The sequence below is a fragment of the Azoarcus olearius genome, from assembly GCF_001682385.1.
GTDB classification, from domain to species: Bacteria; Pseudomonadota; Gammaproteobacteria; order Burkholderiales; family Rhodocyclaceae; genus Azoarcus; species Azoarcus olearius.
Genome location: NZ_CP016210.1, coordinates 2,118,366 through 2,135,464, shown reverse-complemented (window position 1 = coordinate 2,135,464; position 17,099 = coordinate 2,118,366). Strand labels below are relative to the sequence as shown.

Genomic DNA, 17,099 nt, shown 5'->3' with positions numbered 1-17,099 from the left:
CCCCCTTCAAGGGGGGCGGAGCAGGGGTTTCGGCAAGCACTGCTTGCCGCCTGCGGAGCGGCGAGGCGTAGCCGAGACTCCTGGTTGGGAGGGGGACGGGGTTGGGCGGACTAGGCTGATCCGTGGCGTCGGGCGAGAGGTCGGTTTTGCTCCTCCCCTTTCAAGGGGGAGGTTGGGAGGGGGATGGGGTTGGGTTGGCGCCCGTCTAACCCCATCCCCACCCCAACCCGGGAGCCTTCGCTTCGCTTCGTCGTTCAGCAGGCGGCAAACGATGTTTGCCGAAACCCCTGCTTCACCCCCTTGAAGGGGAGGGAGCTGTCTTCACCCCACGCCTTTGGGAATTGCTCGAAAGCAGTGCCCAAGCCCACCCGAAACCCTAGCGCCCCAAATCAACCGCCCCCACCCGCCCCTACAACTTCACGCAAACATTCCGCGTCTCCGTATAGAACTCCAGCGAATGCACCCCGCCCTCGCGCCCTATACCGGACTGTTTCGAACCACCAAACGCCGTCCGCAAATCACGCAGGAACCAGCTATTGATCCAGGTAACTCCCACCTCCACCCGCGCCGCAACACGGTGGGCACGGGCAAGATTGGTCGTCCAGATCGTGGTCGAAAGCCCGTAGTCGGTGGCATTCGCCAGCGCCACTACTTCCTGTTCGCTGTCGAACGGGCGGATGTGGCAGCAGGGGCCGAAGATTTCCTCGCGCACCACCGCGGCGGTTTCGGGCAGGCCGGTCCAGATCGTCGGCTGCACCCAGGCGCCTTCGGCCAGTTCGCCCGGCATCTCGGGCACACCGCCGCCGGTCACCACGGTGGCGCCCTCCTCCACCGCCTTGGCGTAGTAGGAGAGCACCTTGCGCTTGTGCTCCTGGCTGATCAGCGGGCCGTAGTTGGCTGCGTGGTCCTCCGGGCGGCCGTACTTCACCGCCTCGGCCTTCAGCTTCAGCGCGTGCACGAAGCGCTCGAAGATCGGCCGCTCCACATACACCCGCTCGGTGCCGAGGCAGACCTGCCCGGTGTTGAGGAAGGCGGAGCGGAAGATGCCATCCACCGCGGCGTCGAAATCCGCATCCGCGAACACGATGCCGGCGTTCTTGCCGCCGAGCTCGAAGGACACATCGCGCATGCCCTCGGATGCCGCCTTCATGATCGCCGCGCCAGTGCGGGTCTCGCCGGTGAAAGTGATCGCATCCACGCCCGGATGCTGGGTGAGGAATGCGCCGGCCGAATCCGGCCCGAAACCATTCACCACGTTGTACACACCCTTGGGCACGCCCACCGCGTTCATCACCTCGCCCAGCAAGGCGGCGGTGTTGGGGGTTTCCTCGGAAGGCTTCACCACCACGGTGTTGCCGCAGGCCAGCGCCGGGCCCAGCTTCCAGGTCATCAACAGGAAGGGCGCGTTCCACGGGCAGATCACGCCGATCACGCCCTTGGGCACGCGGATCGCGTAGTTCAGCGCCCCCGCGCCATCCGGCGTCGCCATCTGGAAAGCCTCGGTCGGCACGTTCTTCACCACGTCGGCGAAGACCTTGAAATTGGCCGCGCCGCGCGGAATGAACACATGGCGCATCACATGCGAAGGCTGGCCCGTGTCGGCCATCTCGGCCTCGACGAAGTCCTCGAAGCGGCGGGTAATCTCGTTGGCCACGCCATACAGCAGATCGACGCGCTGGTCGGTGGTCAGCCCGCCCCATTCGCCTTGCAGCGCCGCGCGCGCCGCCTGCACCGCCGCATCCACCTCGGGCCGGCCGGCCTCGCTGATCGAGGCGATCACCCTGTTATCCACCGGCGACCGCTTCTCGAAGCGCCGCCCGCTGGCCGCGGCCACGTACTCGCCGGCGATGAAGTTCTCGATCTGACGCATCTGCTCCTCCGTTATCCGCCCCGCCGCCGCGCTGCCTTGGCAAGCGGCGGGATGGCGTTGGGTTCTATTCGAAACGGAGTCTAAGAAGCGTGAGAAATACCGTCCAATACCTTATTTTTGGAAAATTGATACCTTAAGAGTATCGGAATGCACCGCCCTGCCCTGGGGGCGGCGGCTGCGCTTCCGGGGCGTTCATCGCCAGCCCCTGCCCCGGCAAGCGGCCCGGCCCCGCCGCCCCTAAAAGGCGTCCACTACGCAACCCGAGTGTCGTCCCCACATGCGCGCAGAACAGACGCGCAATGGCGCTCACATACTGGTAGCAAACCCGGTTGGCCACCGCGTCCACTGTCGCGCGCCACCGCAGCTATAACCGTAGCCGCCTCGCCGGCAAGCGCGCAATTCACGCCTTCTTCCTGGGCGCCCACGAGCAAAACCCGCCGCATCTGCTTGCGCTGGACGGCCATACGCCGCAGGTTTTGCCATACGTCGAGCACTTCGATGAGCAGCAAAGGCCGAGAGCAGGTGTCTGAGCGCTGCTACAACATTCCTGCAACACCCTAAGTCGGCAATCAAGTCGCCCTTAAGCCGACAGCCGGCCCACGCCAAGCGAATGGCCGAGGCCAGCCACGAGCAATACGTCACAGTTAAACTTCATACGTTCGACATAGAGTGTTGCCGACGCCTCGCCGGGTTTGGGCACCCATTTAGGACTTTCTATAACCGGCGACACAGACAAAAGTCCTTATGAGTCAGTTTGTTACTACTGCGGGATTTCTCGATTTATACCGCAGCGTCCGAGATGAGTCCGCGGATTTGCGGGCTAGAACACGTTATACATTCCCGGAGACAAGCCAATGTGGCTTCCAGATACAGACGCAGTAATTTCAGTGCATGAAGGCTTGGTGCAGTTGTTTGTAGATGAGGCGGATCCAATCTCACCGGCCGGTGTGAAGTCACAAGGGATGCTTGAGTCGGCCTGCTCTCGTCCGCATACAGGGCTGGGAAGCGTGCAGAAGTACGAAACACTTGAGGCCAAGTTGGCAGCGCTCTTTCACTCACTCACGAAAAATCATCCATTTCATAACGGCAATAAAAGAACAGCTCTGGTGTCACTACTCACGGCCCTTCATCGCAATGACCGCAGGCTCAACACCTCGGTCACAGACGATCAGATTTTTGATTTCGTTGTGGCGGTTACGGCTGATCAATTCCCAACTCATGAACATGACTTGGATGCAGACGATGTGGTGAGTGAAATAGCAGTTTGGATTAGGAAGTTTAGCGTTTCTACCGTTAGTGCCGTTCCAACAATGAAGACGCGGCACTTTCTCGAAAAATGCACAGCAGCCGGTGCCGCAGTGAAACCAAGTAAAGGCGGATCACACGTTATTTCTCATGCCGGCGCCAGCATTCGTATCAGCAAGAGCACTCGCCAATTGAGTGGCCCAGCCATAAAGCAGTATTTGCGAAAGTTGCACCTAAACGAATCACAAAGTGGCATTTCCACTGACGAGTTTCAAGATGGCGCATCTGACGAAAAAGCACAAATTTATCGGTTCATTGCAGCCCTTAAGCGCCTAGCCAAGACTTGAACTGTATAACACTACAATGCACCGGACCGCCAAAAGCTGCGCTTTTGCCGTCCGCTGATTTCCACGTTAGGCATCAGGGGTGTTGAGCCGTGGCAAGAGCTGAGGAAATCCGTTCGCGGCTGGCTGGACTCCTCTCGGAGCTTTACGCCACGCCTCCTGATCCGATACCAACCTACTTGCATGTTTGCGAGTGGATTGGATTTGCAAAGCATTACAGCGAAGCCGCTAGCTTCCTCGCGTCAAAAGAGCTTGGGCAGCCAAGCCTCCCGCGAGTCCTTGTCGCGGGGCATGCCGTAGAGTGCGCCTTAAAGGCTTTTCTACTTGCTAGGGGCGCGAGTGCCCCACACATCCATGATCTTGTTGACTTGGCAGATCGCGCCATTGACGTCGGCGCCAGATTGCAAGAGCCTGAACTTGTCGCAATCGTCCATCTAAACAATGTCTTTTCTCGAGATATTGTTTCGCTCCATAAGTTTCCTGTGCGATACCCAGCTAAGACCGTCGGAGCTAGCGTCAAGACTCATGCCCCGCAGCTTCTGCTTGCGAGAATTGTCGACTCCCTAGTTGAGCAGGCAAGATCAGCCAATGATACTCACAATAGGCATCAGTGGTCTGGAATAGGACCTGATGCCTAACATTTCGTCAAGCGGACCAATCAATCGCTTCGCGATTGATGTGGCCGCTTAGCTCAGGCGATGTGCTCTGGAGAGCGTAATGGAAGTGTCGGCAGAAGAAGAAGTTAGACAAGTCGAAATGCAAAGGCCGCACCTGGTCATTCTTGGTGCTGGGGCTAGCTATGCTGCATTTCCGAAAGGCGATCGGCATGGCAGAAAGTTGCCATTGATGAACAACCTAGTAGAGACATTAGGTCTGGAGCACCTGCTGGCGGAAACAAGGGTAGAGTTCTCATCGCGCAACTTCGAAGACATTTATGCGCAAATACATGAACGCTCCGACTTGACCGATATCAGGGAGAGACTGGAGCGTGAGGTATACCGCTATTTTGAGGAAATGGAGCTTCCAGATCACCCCACCATATATGACCACTTAGTGTTGTCGTTAAGAGAAAAGGACGTCATCGCAACGTTCAATTGGGATCCTTTTCTTGCTCAAGCCATAAAGCGCAACCTTCACAGATGCAAGCCGCCAATGGCGATTTTCTTGCACGGCAATGTCCAAATTGGCGCATGCCCACAAGGGCACATGATGGGCATAAACGGCGTGATTTGCATGAGTTGCGGTGAGCACTTTGTGCCGTCGCGACTGCTCTATCCGATAACCGAGAAGAACTATGAAAAGGATCCATTCATCTCGAAACAGTGGAAGGTCATGGGGATGGTGCTAAAGAATGCCTTTATGGTCACCATCTTCGGGTATGGCGCTCCTGTGTCCGATGTGGGCGCCATAAAGCTGCTTAAGGATGCCTGGGGAACTGTCGACGCACGCAACATGGAAGAGATTGAAATCATAGATATTCGAGATGAAGGTGATCTGCGAGAGATTTGGTCGCCCTTCATTCATACCCACCACTACGAGGTCTCGAAGAATTTCTATCAGTCATGGCTAGCCAATCATCCGAGGCGCACCGGGGAAGCGTACATTAATCAGTTTCTGCGCGCGAAGTTCATTGAGGGCAATCCACTACCGAAAGATGCTGGCTTCCAAGAGCTTTGGAGTTGGTTTGACAAGTTCCACACAGCAGAAGCAGAAGCCAATGCGAAGCGCACATAACCAGTCGCTCCATCGGACGCCAAAAAGGCTAGCGCCTTTTCGGCGCCGCTGAGCTTCGCGTTGGGCCCTATCGACCTTGCTCATGCAACCGTATGCATTCATTCGAACGTAAATCTCTGGCGCCTGATTGGAGGATGTTCGGCCTTGACTCCATTCAAGGGTATCTTGAACTACCGGAGTGGTACGCCAAAGGCGGCGTGATTCTGTGCTGCGATCCCGTCGATGAGAACCAATTTTGTTCTATGTACTACCAGCTCTTACAGCTTGAGAAGGGCGAATTGATCCGTGTCGAATGGGAGTCCACGACGGGGCACGACGAAAAGCTCCTGCTCGTGCTAAAGCAGATCGGACTAACAACGGCCGGACACAAGCTTCTCGGCGAGCTTAGGGCGAAGAGCCGATTTGGTAAACTGAAGGAGAGGCTCGGCACGCTGGCATGGGCCATTATTGCGTCCGTAGCCACGACGCTAACGGTGCTTGCCATAAAGGGAGCATAGCTGTGCCCAACCCTGCAATACACCGAACCGTCAAAAAGCTGAGCTTTTTGCCGTCCTGTAATTATCAACGTTAGGCATAAGAACCCATGCCCCGCAAACCGTCGCTAGAAGAACGTAAGCTAATTCTCATGCGGGATCAGAGACGAAAATACGGTGCTCGTCTCGTGTTTCAGGTTCAGCGCGCTCACCACATTGGTGAACTTGAGAACGTCACATTGCTCATCGATGACGGGACACTGGCCACAATCGGCCCGGAACGAGTTCTCGAATGGGAAGGAGGAAAGCGCTACCACGTTGAGGTCAACGGGTTTCCCACAGCAAGCGAGGCAGAAGATGCAGGAATGCGAACAGCCCAAGCTTTGCTTTTGACGGCGGTTAGTTTGAACTTCGGCCTGCGTCTCAATTACCACTCACACGAACCTCCGACTGTATTCGATAGGACAATTAGCACAGGACTTAGCGGTTGGGGTGAAGGCTTTGCATCCTGGCCACAAAATGTAGTTCTCGACGAACTGACAAAGGCACTCAAGGTGCCCTTGAAAGATCGACGGCTTCTACTGTGCATGGAACTCTTCGTTGCAGCGGCTCTTGAGTCCAATGATCGGGCCAGATTTGTCATGGCGGTCTCTGCATTAGAACCTCTTGCAGCGCAAGCAGACCTTGGCCCCGAAGTCGCACGCATCATTGACGGTCTTTCAGAACAGCTTAGTCGCGAGGTAAACCTTCCTGCCGATCTGAGGAATTCATTACAGGGCCGCCTTCTTCAACTAAAACGAGAGTCCGTGCGTCAGGCACTAAAGCGCCTTTGTGCTCAGTGGTTACCGAATGATCGTGAGGCATGGCGGAGGATCGATAAAGCCTATGCTCTGCGAAGCGAAATGTTGCACGAGGGGCGTCCGAGTGATCTCGACATTCTGTTGAGGGAAGAGACAAACACAGTTTCAAGTCTGCTTCGTCGCATCTATCAGAAAACCTTTGACTTCCCACTCCGAGCAGCGATTGCCGCCTAACATGGCGTATATGGACTCCCCCGTAAATCAAGACAGACCGTGCTTCTGACTTTCCGGGATGAATCACCTGCAGTCGTATATCCGGCATCTGTGGTGGGTTCTGAATGACCCGTGCCGACATGGAATCTGCCCGCGATACCCAATCGGCACAAGCAGGTGCAGGTGAACCGGAGGTGTGATCGACATCGAAGGCAGCGCGTTCGAGCTTCCTGTCCGCGTGCGGCGACCGGTCGCCATAGGCGAACGGCCCTAAGCCCCTCAAATCGCCTTAAACAACGGACTCCTCACCTGCTGCGCATCCGCCGCGGAAATGAACTTCTCCATATAGATATCCCGCTCGAACAGCCGCCCCTGCATCAGCGTCGTAATACACGCATCGATCATCAACGGCGGCCCGCACAGGTAAGCCTTGTGCCCGCGGAAGTCGTTGTCGAACGCGGCCTTGGCCGCGTCATGCACGAAGCCGCGGAAGCCGTTCCAGTCCGATCCTTGCGGCTCGTGCGACAGCGCCGGCACGTAGCGGAAGTTGGGGTGGCGCTCCGCGAGCGCCAGGAATTCGTCGTGGTAGTACAGCTCGGCGCGGCTGCGCTGGCCGTACACCAGGGTGATCGGTAGGTCGAAGCCTTCTTCCAGCAGATCGAGAATCATCGAGCGCGGGCTGGATAGTCCGGAGCCGCCCGCCATGAACACCACCGGCAGCTTGGCCGATTTCTTGACGAAGAAGCGTCCGTAGGGGCCGGTGATGCGGATCGGGTCGCCGGCCTTCAGGTGTTCGTGCACATAGCCGGTGCCCTGCCCGCCCGCGACGATGCGGATGTTGAGTTCGATTTCGTTGGCTGCCGAGGGTGCGCTGGCGATGGAGAAGGCGCGGGTGCCGATGCCGTCCGGCAGGTGCAGGTTGATGTACTGGCCGGCCTGGAAGCGCATGCCTTCCGGCGCGTCCAGCTTGATCCACACGCCCTTGATGGTGGGCGTGAGGCTTTCGATGCGGCTCACCGTGCCGTCGAAGTCACGCACCGGCAGGTTGAGCGCATCCGGGTCGTCTTCGATTTCGGCTTCGATCACCAGGTCGCTTTCGGCGGTGGCGCAGCAGGCGAGGCATTTCTGTTCGTCGCGCTCGAAGTCCATCAGCGCAAAGCTGGAGGCGGCGCCGTGTTCGACTTCGCCGTCGACCACCTGCACCTTGCAGGTGGCGCACAGACCGTGGCAGCAGGCGTGAGGCAGGTAGATGCCGGCGCGCAGCGCGGCGTCCAGGATGGTTTGCCCCTCTTCGATTTCGATGGTCTGGCCGAGGGGTTCTATCGTCAGTTCGTAACTCATGGTTCCTCCGTGGGGTGCTGCCGGCGGGCGCGCGGCTCGCGGCCCGCCGCGGTGCTCAGGCGGCCGGGGCCAGGCTGTTGAGGCCGGCGGTGCACATGCGCAGCTGGTCCTTGTGGCCGATGCCGTTGGCGGCGAGGCTGGCGTCGAAGTCCGGCGTCCACGGCTGGTTGGACTTCAGCCATTCGACGCGCTGCCAGTCGATGGCGGCGGCATCCGGGTCGGGCGAGACCAGCGCCTTCAGCGGGCCTTCGACGAGCTCGCGGAACGGGGTTTCCGGCGGCAGGCAGATCAGGAACGGCGCGGCGAACAGCAGGTGGCGGTCCCAGCTCACATACACGAGCTGTTTGCCGTGGAAGTTGGCGACCTGGTCGCGCGGCACGGCGACGTATTCCTTGATGGCGGTGACGGGCATTTCGATTCTCCGGGCGTGAGTGCTCCCACCCGGGGCACCGGCCCCGGGGCGGAAGCTGCGATTCGTGGGATGGGCGGCTTACTGGTTGGAGGTCGCCAGCCCGCGCCATTGCTGGAAGTTGCGCTGGTCGGCGGAGCCGGCGTAGTCGCCGTTATCGACGCCGTCGCCCAGGCTCACCCACGCCATCCAGGCGCCGATGTCGCCCTGCTGTTCCTGGAACAGCGCCGGCATCGGCAGCCAGGCCTGGATGTACTTCTCCGGCTCGCGCTCGAATACGTCCCGGCAGCCGTCGGAGCAGAAGTGGTACTTCTCGCCCTTGTAGGTGGTTTCGCGGTTGCAGAGCATGGTCGGGTCGTCCGGCTCGGTGAACACGATGGGCAGCTGGCAGCACTGGCAGAGCTTGGCGAGGCCGAAGTTCTTGTACGGCGTGCCGGCGGCGGCGAGCTTCTTGATGTGGTTCCAGCGCGGGCGGTAGTGCTTGTCGAAGGTGGCCGGGTACTTGGCGGACAGCCAGTCCATGTCCTCGTCGGACGGAATCCAGCTGTGGAAGGCGGTGCCGAAGCTCCACTGGTACAGGCCCAGCATCAGCTGGTGCGACATGTGGTCGATGGCCTTTTCGGCGTCGTCCCAGCCCTTGGGCGGGCGGATGCCGTAGCGCGCCAGGTCGCGGAACAGCGCGCCGCCGTTCTCCACGCCGTAGATTTCCCAGGCCTCGCGCCAGGACATCACGCGCTTGGGCAGCATGTAATCCATCATCGTGCTCACCAGCCCGAGCACGCGGAAGCCGCGCCAGAACCACTTGTCGATCCATTCCTGCACGATGGGCAGGTTGTCCGGGTCCTGCTCCAGCATGAACTTGATGCACTCCAGGCCCAGCGTCATGTGGCGCGCTTCGTCGGATTGCGCCGAGAAGCCGAAGGTCACCGTGGCCATGTCGCCGTTGTAGGCGGCGCCGGACATGAAGGGCACGAACAGCAGGTTGGTCAGCACGTATTCGAAGCTGAAGCCGATCGCGATCATGAATTCGAACGGGCCGGCCGCCATCGCGTCGTCGAAAAAGGAGCGCGCCACCGAGGTGTACCAGATGCGGTCGCGGGCGTCCGCGAAGGCGTGGAAACCGTTGTAGTAGCGGTTGTAGTTGGACATCGCGTGGATCTGCGTCTGCGCGTGGCGGATCTCGTCGATCGCCTGCATCTGGCAGGCCACCTGGGTGCCGACCCCGGCGAACTCGCGGCCGACGCGGGCGAAGCCGCGGTGCGCGGCGTATTCGCCCGGGCTGATCGCCTGCAGGAAGATCTTCAGCGCGGTGAGGTAGCGCGCGTCGGTGATGTTGAGGTGGCCGTTGTTCTGGGTGTGGGCGTCGATGATCGCGTAGAACTTGCGCTCCTTCTCGGCCTGGTACTTCCAGTAGGCGTCCATGGTGAGGCGGAAGGGGTCTTCCCACTTGTCCCAGTCGTGGACCTTCAGGCCCTCGTACTTCACATACGGGTAGATCTCGTCCTTGCTGTGGTAGCTCGGCTCCCAGCCCAGGTCGCGGGTCAGCAGCTTGTACTTGTCCTTGAGGTTGAGCTTTTTCTTGTCGACTTTCATGTCCATGGCGGGTCTCCGGGGTCAGCTGTTCCAGCGCAGGGTCAGGGTTTCGTCGTCTTCATCGACGTTGCCCGAGAGGGTGATCAGGTTGATCTGCAGTTCCTGCAGGTCGAAGGCGCGGCCGAGCTGCTCTTCGATGGTCTGCTTGCGGATCACCAGTTCGTCGGGGGCGTCGATCTTCACCATCGCCGGCTGGCGATGGACCACCGCCTTGGGGTTGTCGAGTTCGATGGCGTCGATGATCGGGCGGGTTTCTTCGTTGGCTTGCAGGGCAATGAATACGGTGGACATGGCGTGCCTCAGAGCGTGATGCCGATCTTGTCGAGCCGCTGCTTCAGGCCCGCGAGCTGTTCGCAGACGGCCTCGTCCGCTTGGGCGCCAAGCGCAAGCTCAACCACCGGCAGCAGCGCCGCCGCCGCGCGGCTGCTCCATGCCTGCACCCATTCATTGATCTGCGCCTGGTTGTGGGCAGATTCGGCAGCGGCGACCTTCACCACCGCATCCACCCACTTGCGCGTTTCGGCAAACCAGTCGGTCATGAACTGGGTGAGCATCGCTACCGCCGAGCCGCCGCGCACCGAGAGTTCGTCATCGACGATGCGTTCGTAGATCAGCGGATACAGCAGGCCGTCCAGCGCCAGGTTCTGCGCGATGAAGAGTTCGAAGGGGTCGCGCACCACCAGGCAGTCCTCGACATAGCGGCGCAGCGGCTGCCAGGCGGCGCCGTCCATCCACGCGCGCTTGCCGGCTTCCAGCGCTTCGGTGCCGCCCAGCAGCAGGCCGAGGCGCGACAGGTACTGGGCGATGCCGAGGTTGTCCATCGCGTGGTACATGCAGGGCTGGGTGAAGGCGGCGCCGTAGCCGTAGCCGCAGATGAAGCTGTTGTGCTGGTTCGCCCCCCAGGCGGCGTGGCGCAGCGGCACCAGCACCGCCAGCGCGGTATTGCGTAGCGCCTCGGGCAGCATGTCGGCCAGGCCGCGGCTGTCGACGAACTCGAAGTTGGCCTCGGCGGTGTCCTGCTGGCGGGCGCGGGCCAGGGTGTAGGTGTTGTAGTAGTACTGGCGCGGATCCTTCAGCGCATACCAGTCCTGCATCACGATCCTGGTGATGGAAGCGTCGTAGAGCTGCTGCTCCGGCGCCCAGGTGGGGCGGTAGTGCAGGTTCTCGGCGGCCTGGATGTCGTAGCTCGCCTCCTGGTAGCGCGACGCGGGCTTGTCGCCGAAGCGGCGCGCGAGGTGGTCGAAGGTGTTCCGCAACGGCTGGATGCTGACCGTGCGCAGGTCGATCTGCATGGATGTCTCCTTGGCGGACGCGCTGTGGCGGCGTCCTGTTGTGGGTTACTGCGGCTTGAAGCGGGTGCGGGTGGCGTCGGCGAGGCGCCAGTTCCAGTCGTCGGCACCGCCCTCGCCCGCCGCGGCGTCCAAGTGCTCGACGCGGTTGGCGTGGCAGAACTCGGCGAAGGCGGCCGGCGGCAGGATCATCTCGACGAAGATCTCCGGCTCGCCGACGGCGAAGTCGAACTCGACAAAGCCGTCGGGGCGCTCGCCGGTGACGCGGACGTAGCGGCGGGTGGTGTCGAAGGAAAGGGGTCGTTCCATCTCAGGTCACCACGCTCAGGAAGCTCTCGTGCAGCTTGCGCTGCGGGTAGTCCAGCCCGCCGCCGGCGCCCAGCCCGTCGAAGGTCCAGGTGGTGGGCTCGTAGTCCGGGTAGGGCTGGTAGCCGCCCATGAAGGTCTCGAAGCGGTTGCCGGACGGGTCCCAGGCGTAGATCGTGCAGCCGCGGGTGACGCCGTGGCGGGTCGGGCCGATATCCACCTGCACGTTGTTCATCGCCATGATGTCGGCCGCGCGCAGCACCTCTTCCCAGCTTTCGAGCAGGAAGGACAGGTGGTGCAGCTTGCCCGGCTCCGGGTGCTCGACGAAGGCGATGTCGTGCACCTTGTGCGAGCACGACATCCAGATCGCCGCGTTGCCGGCGCCGTCCGGGGTCAGCACCCGCTCCACCAGGTAGAAGCCGAGCACGTCGCAGAAGATCTTCTGCACCTCGGCGATGTTGGGGCCGTAGAGCAGACAGTGGTCGAGGCGCACCGGCGCGATGCCGTTCTCGGAGGCCTTGGTCCACGGCGCCGGGTTGAGCACCTGCAGGCCGTTGCCCACCGCCTGCTTCTCGGCATAAAGCTCGATGTCGTGCCCGGACGGCAGCCGGAAGCGCACCCGCTCGCCGGTGGCCAGCAGCTCGCCGGCGGGGATGCGCTCGGTGGCGAGGCCGTAGGCGCGCAGGTCGCCTTCCAGCTTGTCGAGCGTCGCCTTGTCCAGCACCTTGAAGCCGACGAAGTCGATTCCGGCCCGGTCGGCCTCGCGCAGCACCAGGCTGTTGTGGTCGCGTTCGTCCCAGCACTTCAGATACACCCGGCCTTGTTCGTCGCGGCCGGTTTCCACCATGCCGAGCACGTCGCGGTAGTGGTGCACACCTTCTTCCAGGTTCAGCACGCGCAATTGCGCGTGACCCGGGCGCAGTACGCCAGTCAATGCCATCTGGTACTCCTCCTCGTTATTGGAATGAAACGCCGCTCAGCCCTTGGCGGCCGGGCGGCAGACGCTCTTGTGCATGCGGCCGAGCACACGCAATGAAACGTCGGAAAGCGGATAGGCCTTGCAGGCGAGCAGGCAGCCGCGCGCCTCTTCGTCGGCGCTGACATGGGCGCGGCTCATCACCCCGGTGGTCACCGCGCCGCGGGTGATCTCCACCTTGCAGACCCCGCAGCCGCCGCCGTGGCAGCCGGATGGAATCCCCCGCCGCCCGAGCCGCAGCATCGCCTTCAGCAGGGATTCACCCGGCACGCAGTCGTAGCGCTCGCCGGTGTCCTCGATATGCACGCTCACACCCATGTAGGCCTCCTTTGTCTGCCCTGCCCTTTTTGTCACGCCGGGCTTTTGATTAGCTCCGCTGATGGACAGGTAAGCATTGCTAATGCAGAGGGCGTGCCATGGAGATCAAGTTGTTGTTTTTATTGGGGGTGAGGGAAGAGGCGGGAAACGGGGCGGGGAATGGGACGAGGATCGGCCTTACAAATTGGTAAGGCGGGGGTTTTGGTGGACAAAAACGTCGAGGTGCACTGCAGCAGGGGTGAAGGGCTTTGCCCCCTCCCCTTCAAGGGGAGGGTTGGGGTGGGGATGGGGTCCGCGGCGCCGATTAACCCCATCCCCACCCTAGCCCTCCCCTTGAAGGGGAGGGAACAAAACAAAAACGCCCCATCGGCTCTGAACCGATGGGGCGTATCCAAATGCGCCAAGACCCTCGAGAAACCCTGTACCTGATTCCCGCGCCCGCGCCCTCCCCTACTCCGCCGCGGCCGTGTTCTGCTTCAACCGATAGGCCAGCTGCCGCCGCGTTATCCCCAGCGCCCTGGCCGCATGCGTGAGATTCCCCTTGGCCTGCTGCACGGCCAGTTCGATCAGCCGCGCCTCGTGCGCTTCGAGGTTGAAACCCTCCTTCAGCAGCGCCTCGCACAGCTTGTTGTGCGAACTCTCTCTCGCATCGCACAGATGCCCGCCGGTATCGAGTTCCACGCCGGCAGGCACCACCGACTCCGCGCCGGCGAACAGGTGCTGTTCCTCCAGCCGTCCGCCGGGCGGTGCCAGCAGCACGCCGCGTTCGATCACGTTTTCCAGTTCGCGCACGTTGCCCGGCCAGGGGTAATCGACCAGCGCGCGGATGGCGCGGTCGGTGATGCCCTGCAGCTTCTTGTGATAGACCGCCTCGTACTTGCCGAGCAGGGCCTGGGCGAGCAGCGGGATGTCGCTGCGGCGGTCGCGCAGCGGCGGAATGGCCACCGGGTAGGTGGCCAACCGGTAGTAGAGGTCGGCGCGGAAGCTGCCCTGGCGGATCGCCTGCGGCAGATTGACGTTGGTGGCCGCCACCAGGCGCACGTTCACCTTGCGCGTCTGGTCGTCGCCGAGGCGTTCCACCTCGCCGGACTGCAGCACCCGCAGCAGCTTCACCTGCGCCGCCGGCGACAGGTCGCCCACTTCGTCGAGGAACAGCGTGCCGCCGTCGGCGCGTTCGAAGCGGCCGGCGCGGGATTGCTGGGCGCCGGTGTAGGCGCCCTTCTGCACGCCGAAGAGTTCGGCTTCGATCAGGTCGTGCGGGATCGCCGCGCAGTTGATCGCGATGAAGGGCTTGTCGGCGCGGTCGCTGTGAGCATGCAGCCAGCGCGCGAACACCTCCTTGCCGACGCCGGTTTCGCCGAGCAGCAGCACGTTGATGGTGCTGCCCGCGGCCTTGCGGACCAGGTCGAAGGCCGCCTCGAAGGCGGGGGAATTGCCGATCAGGTCGTCGCGCCGGCAGGCGCCGCCGAGCGAGGCCCGCAGGCGCGCGAGTTCTTCGCGCAGTTCGGCGAGTTCGCCCTCGATGTTGCCGGGGCGGAAGTAGTCGAGGTAGCCGTCGGCGTTGTCCCAATCCTCGGCGGGCTTGCCGACCAGTACGCACTGTTCGTCGCCCTTGCCGACGCAGTGCGTCTCGCGGAACACCACGAAGCGGTTGAAGAAGCGGGTGACATAACCGGAGGCATAGCCGATCAGGCTCCAGCACACCGGGTCGTCGCCGACGCCGAATTCGCGGATGTGGGACTCCGCCTCCCAGGAGTTCTCCCAGGTGACGTCGCCGACGAAGCTGCCTTTTTCCCAGTCCAGCTTCGCGTCGCGGATACGCGCCCGCACCAGGCCTTCGAAGGCGTGCAGTTCCGGCCCGAGGCGGAACACGTCGTAGGGTTCGCCGTTGCCGAACAGCTTGCGCGCGAGGTCGGCGTCCTGCTGCCCGGAGACAAAGCCCATGCGCACCAGCAGGCCGCGGGCGCGCTCCACGCCCAGCGAGCGGAACAGCTCGGTGCGCAGGGCGCCCATCGCCTGCGCGTGCAGCAGCAGCATGCGGCTCTCATCCAGCCAGATGTTGCCGCCGTCGATATCGAAGCGCAGCCGCGAACGCAGGTTGAACTGCTCGACCAGCCCGTGTTTTTCAGTCCCCATCACGCCTCCGGGTCGCGCCCCTCTGCCGGGGGCCTGACCGTGTTCTTCCATAGGCCTCGCACTTTACCGCGATCGTAATAGCCTCGCGCTGCCCGCCACGGTCTTTCGGGATCACGCGGCGGCCGCGGCGAGCGCGGCGTAGGCCTCCTTCACCGCCTGATAGGCGGGCCGCACCTGGGCCGGCGCCAGCTTGCGCGTTTGCTCCAGATCGCCGCTGCGGGCATGGGCGAGCGCGTCGTCACGCACCCGGCGGTAGGCGGCCAGCCTGTCGCGCAGCGTGCGCAGCGGCAGCGCCAAGGCCGCCGCATCCAGGCGGGCGAGCTGGGTGTCCATCTCGCGGTCGAGCGCTTCGATGCGTTCGATATGCGGCAGCGCCTGCGCGGTCGTGCGCGCGTTGAGCACCATGATGTTGTTCACCCGGGTTTCCTCGATCGCGTCGAGCACCGCGCCGAGCGCGTCGTGCTGCACCTCCAGCCGCCCGGCCAGCGCCTTCATGTCGACCAGCTTGAGCATCAGCCCGCGCAGGCCGTCGTTGCAGAGGTTGATGCGGTCGTCGAGCATGCGCGCCAGCGTGTCGACGCCGGTCATCGCCTCCACCACCGCGCCGCCGGTCTGCGCCCCGGCGGTGGCGCGCGCGGCGATCTCGGCCACCGCGCTTTCACTGTCGCGCGCGGCGGCGGCGATGCCTTCCAGCGTCGCCATCGCCTCGCCGCTGCGCGCGACGCCGTCGTGCGCCATGCCGGTCACCGCGTCGATGCCGTGCTTGAGATGGTCGAAACCGCGGCCGATGCCGTCGATGATCTCGTCCACGCTGACGGTCGCCGTCGCGGTGCGTTCGGCGAGCTTGCGCACCTCGTCCGCCACCACCGCGAAGCCGCGCCCCTGCTCGCCGGCGCGGGCCGCCTCGATGGCGGCATTCAAGGCCAGCAGATTGGTCTGCCCGGCGATCTCCTGGATGATGCGGACGATCTCGCCGATGCGCGCCACCTGGCCGCGCAGGCCGTCAAACTCGCGGCCGACACCGGCGATCACCTCGGCGAGTTCCTTCACCCCGGCGGCCACCCGCGCCACCCGCTCGCCGCCGTTGGCGGCATGGCTGCTGACCTGGGTAGCGAGGCCCACCAGATGCGCCGCGCCCGCCGCCACGTCGTCGGCCGCGCCCGCCATCGCCACCACGCTGCCGACCGCCTCGCGCGCCAGCGCGGCCTGGCGGTCGGTGGCGTCCACCACCTCGGTGAAGGTCGACACCTGGCTGCCGCTGAAGGCGGCGAGTTCGCGCGCCAGCCCGCCCATGCGGGTGGCGTAGCCCACCTTGTCCGCCAGCAGTTCGTTCAGGCGGGCCACCGAGGCGGCCGGATCGGCAATCGCCTGCGGGTCTTCCAGCAGCGCGCGGATCGCGTCCACCGCCCCGCCCACCCGCCGGTGCGCGTTCCACGCAATCCACAGCGCCGCCAGCGCGCAGACGACGCCGACCGCGACTGCCGCCCAGCCCGCGCTGCCGCCCACGGCGCCACCCAGGCCGGTCACCGTCAACCCGGCCAGCAACAGCGACGCCTGCGCCGCGCGGCCGCCCGTTCCGCCCGTCACGGCGCTAGTCCTGTGCAACGCGGGCGACCAGCACCGGCAGCCGGGCTTCCGCCAGCAGCCGCGCCGTTACCGAGCCGAGCATCAGCCGCTGCAGCCCGCTGCGGCCGTGCGAGGCGATGAAGATCAGGTCGGCGCCGAGCTTTTCCGCCTGTTGCAGGATGGCCTGGTGCGGATGGTCGGAGACCGCCCACAGTGCCTCCCACACGACACCGGCGGCGGCGCCGGCCTGCTCCGCCGGCTCCAGCACCGCGCGCGCCTCGTCGGCCAGGCGCTGGGCGAAGGCGGCCGGGTCCAGGCTGCGCTCCAGCGCGCCGGCATCGGTGGCGCCGAAGTCGGCCACCGCGTGGAAGAAGGTGACGCGGGCGCCGACCGCGGCGGCGAAATCCAGCGCCTGGCGCGTCAGCGCGGCGGAGATCGCGGAACCGTCCAGCGGGACGAAGAGGTGTTGGTACATGGTTGATCCTC

Annotated in this window: 18 protein-coding genes; 6 read left to right on the top strand and 12 right to left on the bottom strand. The window is 63.3% G+C overall.

Annotated elements, in window-relative coordinates:
• Window positions 1-409 precede the first annotated feature (409 nt).
• Window positions 410-1,870 carry a 2-hydroxymuconic semialdehyde dehydrogenase gene (locus tag dqs_RS09840; RefSeq protein ID WP_065340354.1) on the bottom strand — a complete coding sequence of 487 codons (1,461 nt, stop codon included), beginning with the start codon at window positions 1,868-1,870 and terminating at the stop codon, window positions 410-412.
• A 329-nt stretch (window positions 1,871-2,199) separates the two neighbouring features.
• Between dqs_RS09840 and dqs_RS20755 the strand changes: the two genes are divergently transcribed.
• The 6 genes from dqs_RS20755 (at window position 2,200) to dqs_RS20750 (ending at window position 6,700) form a co-directional block, all read left to right on the top strand.
• Window positions 2,200-2,400 (top strand): hypothetical protein, encoded by a 201-nt coding sequence (locus dqs_RS20755; protein ID WP_157108173.1) that lies wholly within the window; start codon window positions 2,200-2,202, stop codon window positions 2,398-2,400.
• A gap of 324 nt (window positions 2,401-2,724) precedes the next feature.
• Window positions 2,725-3,462, top strand: a complete 738-nt coding sequence (locus dqs_RS20515) for a type II toxin-antitoxin system death-on-curing family toxin (RefSeq protein ID WP_084018404.1) — start codon at window positions 2,725-2,727, stop codon at window positions 3,460-3,462.
• Window positions 3,463-3,551: 89 nt separating this feature from the next.
• Complete coding sequence (locus dqs_RS21275) at window positions 3,552-4,097, top strand: HEPN domain-containing protein (protein ID WP_084018400.1); 546 nt, start codon at window positions 3,552-3,554, stop codon at window positions 4,095-4,097.
• 79 nt (window positions 4,098-4,176) lie between these two features.
• Complete coding sequence (locus dqs_RS09835; protein WP_157108172.1) at window positions 4,177-5,193, top strand: SIR2 family protein; 1,017 nt, start codon at window positions 4,177-4,179, stop codon at window positions 5,191-5,193.
• A gap of 134 nt (window positions 5,194-5,327) precedes the next feature.
• The gene (locus dqs_RS09830) at window positions 5,328-5,690 is read left to right on the top strand and encodes a hypothetical protein (protein WP_065340352.1); all 363 of its coding nucleotides are present in this window, start codon (window positions 5,328-5,330) and stop codon (window positions 5,688-5,690) included.
• 86 nt (window positions 5,691-5,776) lie between these two features.
• Complete coding sequence (locus dqs_RS20750; protein ID WP_157108171.1) at window positions 5,777-6,700, top strand: hypothetical protein; 924 nt, start codon at window positions 5,777-5,779, stop codon at window positions 6,698-6,700.
• Window positions 6,701-6,958: 258 nt separating this feature from the next.
• On the opposite strand, the gene dqs_RS09825 is transcribed toward dqs_RS20750, so the two are convergent.
• The 11 genes from dqs_RS09825 to dqs_RS09775 form a co-directional block, all read right to left on the bottom strand.
• Window positions 6,959-8,020 (bottom strand): NADH:ubiquinone reductase (Na(+)-transporting) subunit F, encoded by a 1,062-nt coding sequence (locus dqs_RS09825; RefSeq protein WP_065340351.1) that lies wholly within the window; start codon window positions 8,018-8,020, stop codon window positions 6,959-6,961.
• Window positions 8,021-8,075: 55 nt separating this feature from the next.
• The gene (locus dqs_RS09820) at window positions 8,076-8,432 is read right to left on the bottom strand and encodes a phenol hydroxylase subunit P4 (RefSeq protein ID WP_065340350.1); all 357 of its coding nucleotides are present in this window, start codon (window positions 8,430-8,432) and stop codon (window positions 8,076-8,078) included.
• A gap of 78 nt (window positions 8,433-8,510) precedes the next feature.
• Window positions 8,511-10,028, bottom strand: a complete 1,518-nt coding sequence (locus tag dqs_RS09815; RefSeq protein ID WP_065340349.1) for a YHS domain-containing protein — start codon at window positions 10,026-10,028, stop codon at window positions 8,511-8,513.
• Between the two features lie 15 nt (window positions 10,029-10,043).
• Complete coding sequence (locus tag dqs_RS09810) at window positions 10,044-10,313, bottom strand: MmoB/DmpM family protein (RefSeq protein WP_011765580.1); 270 nt, start codon at window positions 10,311-10,313, stop codon at window positions 10,044-10,046.
• 8 nt (window positions 10,314-10,321) lie between these two features.
• Window positions 10,322-11,314 (bottom strand): ferritin family protein, encoded by a 993-nt coding sequence (locus dqs_RS09805; RefSeq protein WP_065340348.1) that lies wholly within the window; start codon window positions 11,312-11,314, stop codon window positions 10,322-10,324.
• A gap of 45 nt (window positions 11,315-11,359) precedes the next feature.
• Window positions 11,360-11,620 (bottom strand): phenol hydroxylase subunit, encoded by a 261-nt coding sequence (locus dqs_RS09800; protein ID WP_065340347.1) that lies wholly within the window; start codon window positions 11,618-11,620, stop codon window positions 11,360-11,362.
• Between the two features lies 1 nt (window position 11,621).
• Entirely contained in the window at window positions 11,622-12,557 is a 936-nt protein-coding gene (locus tag dqs_RS09795) for a catechol 2,3-dioxygenase (RefSeq protein ID WP_065340346.1), read from the bottom strand.
• 36 nt (window positions 12,558-12,593) lie between these two features.
• Window positions 12,594-12,911 (bottom strand): 2Fe-2S iron-sulfur cluster-binding protein, encoded by a 318-nt coding sequence (locus tag dqs_RS09790; protein ID WP_065340345.1) that lies wholly within the window; start codon window positions 12,909-12,911, stop codon window positions 12,594-12,596.
• Between the two features lie 450 nt (window positions 12,912-13,361).
• Complete coding sequence (locus dqs_RS09785) at window positions 13,362-15,047, bottom strand: sigma-54-dependent Fis family transcriptional regulator (RefSeq protein WP_011765575.1); 1,686 nt, start codon at window positions 15,045-15,047, stop codon at window positions 13,362-13,364.
• A gap of 111 nt (window positions 15,048-15,158) precedes the next feature.
• A complete protein-coding gene (locus dqs_RS21035) occupies window positions 15,159-16,634 on the bottom strand; it encodes a methyl-accepting chemotaxis protein (RefSeq protein WP_065340344.1) in 1,476 nt (491 codons plus the stop codon).
• 4 nt (window positions 16,635-16,638) lie between these two features.
• On the bottom strand, window positions 16,639-17,088 hold the full coding sequence (locus tag dqs_RS09775) for a universal stress protein (protein WP_065340343.1): 450 nt from the start codon (window positions 17,086-17,088) through the stop codon (window positions 16,639-16,641).
• Window positions 17,089-17,099: the final 11 nt, after the last annotated feature.

Bases quoted from the DNA above. Each gene is read 5' to 3' on its own strand.
- dqs_RS09840 (WP_065340354.1), bottom strand. From the start codon at position 1,870: ATGCGTCAGATCGAGAACTTCATCGCCGGCGAGTACGTGGCCGCGGCC.
- dqs_RS20515 (WP_084018404.1), top strand. From the start codon at position 2,725: ATGTGGCTTCCAGATACAGACGCAGTAATTTCAGTGCATGAAGGCTTG.
- dqs_RS09835 (WP_157108172.1), top strand. From the start codon at position 4,177: ATGGAAGTGTCGGCAGAAGAAGAAGTTAGACAAGTCGAAATGCAAAGG.
- dqs_RS09830 (WP_065340352.1), top strand. From the start codon at position 5,328: ATGTTCGGCCTTGACTCCATTCAAGGGTATCTTGAACTACCGGAGTGG.
- dqs_RS20750 (WP_157108171.1), top strand. From the start codon at position 5,777: ATGCCCCGCAAACCGTCGCTAGAAGAACGTAAGCTAATTCTCATGCGG.
- dqs_RS09825 (WP_065340351.1), bottom strand. From the start codon at position 8,020: ATGAGTTACGAACTGACGATAGAACCCCTCGGCCAGACCATCGAAATC.
- dqs_RS09820 (WP_065340350.1), bottom strand. From the start codon at position 8,432: ATGCCCGTCACCGCCATCAAGGAATACGTCGCCGTGCCGCGCGACCAG.
- dqs_RS09815 (WP_065340349.1), bottom strand. From the start codon at position 10,028: ATGGACATGAAAGTCGACAAGAAAAAGCTCAACCTCAAGGACAAGTAC.
- dqs_RS09810 (WP_011765580.1), bottom strand. From the start codon at position 10,313: ATGTCCACCGTATTCATTGCCCTGCAAGCCAACGAAGAAACCCGCCCG.
- dqs_RS09805 (WP_065340348.1), bottom strand. From the start codon at position 11,314: ATGCAGATCGACCTGCGCACGGTCAGCATCCAGCCGTTGCGGAACACC.
- dqs_RS09800 (WP_065340347.1), bottom strand. From the start codon at position 11,620: ATGGAACGACCCCTTTCCTTCGACACCACCCGCCGCTACGTCCGCGTC.
- dqs_RS09795 (WP_065340346.1), bottom strand. From the start codon at position 12,557: ATGGCATTGACTGGCGTACTGCGCCCGGGTCACGCGCAATTGCGCGTG.
- dqs_RS09790 (WP_065340345.1), bottom strand. From the start codon at position 12,911: ATGGGTGTGAGCGTGCATATCGAGGACACCGGCGAGCGCTACGACTGC.
- dqs_RS09785 (WP_011765575.1), bottom strand. From the start codon at position 15,047: ATGGGGACTGAAAAACACGGGCTGGTCGAGCAGTTCAACCTGCGTTCG.
- dqs_RS09775 (WP_065340343.1), bottom strand. From the start codon at position 17,088: ATGTACCAACACCTCTTCGTCCCGCTGGACGGTTCCGCGATCTCCGCC.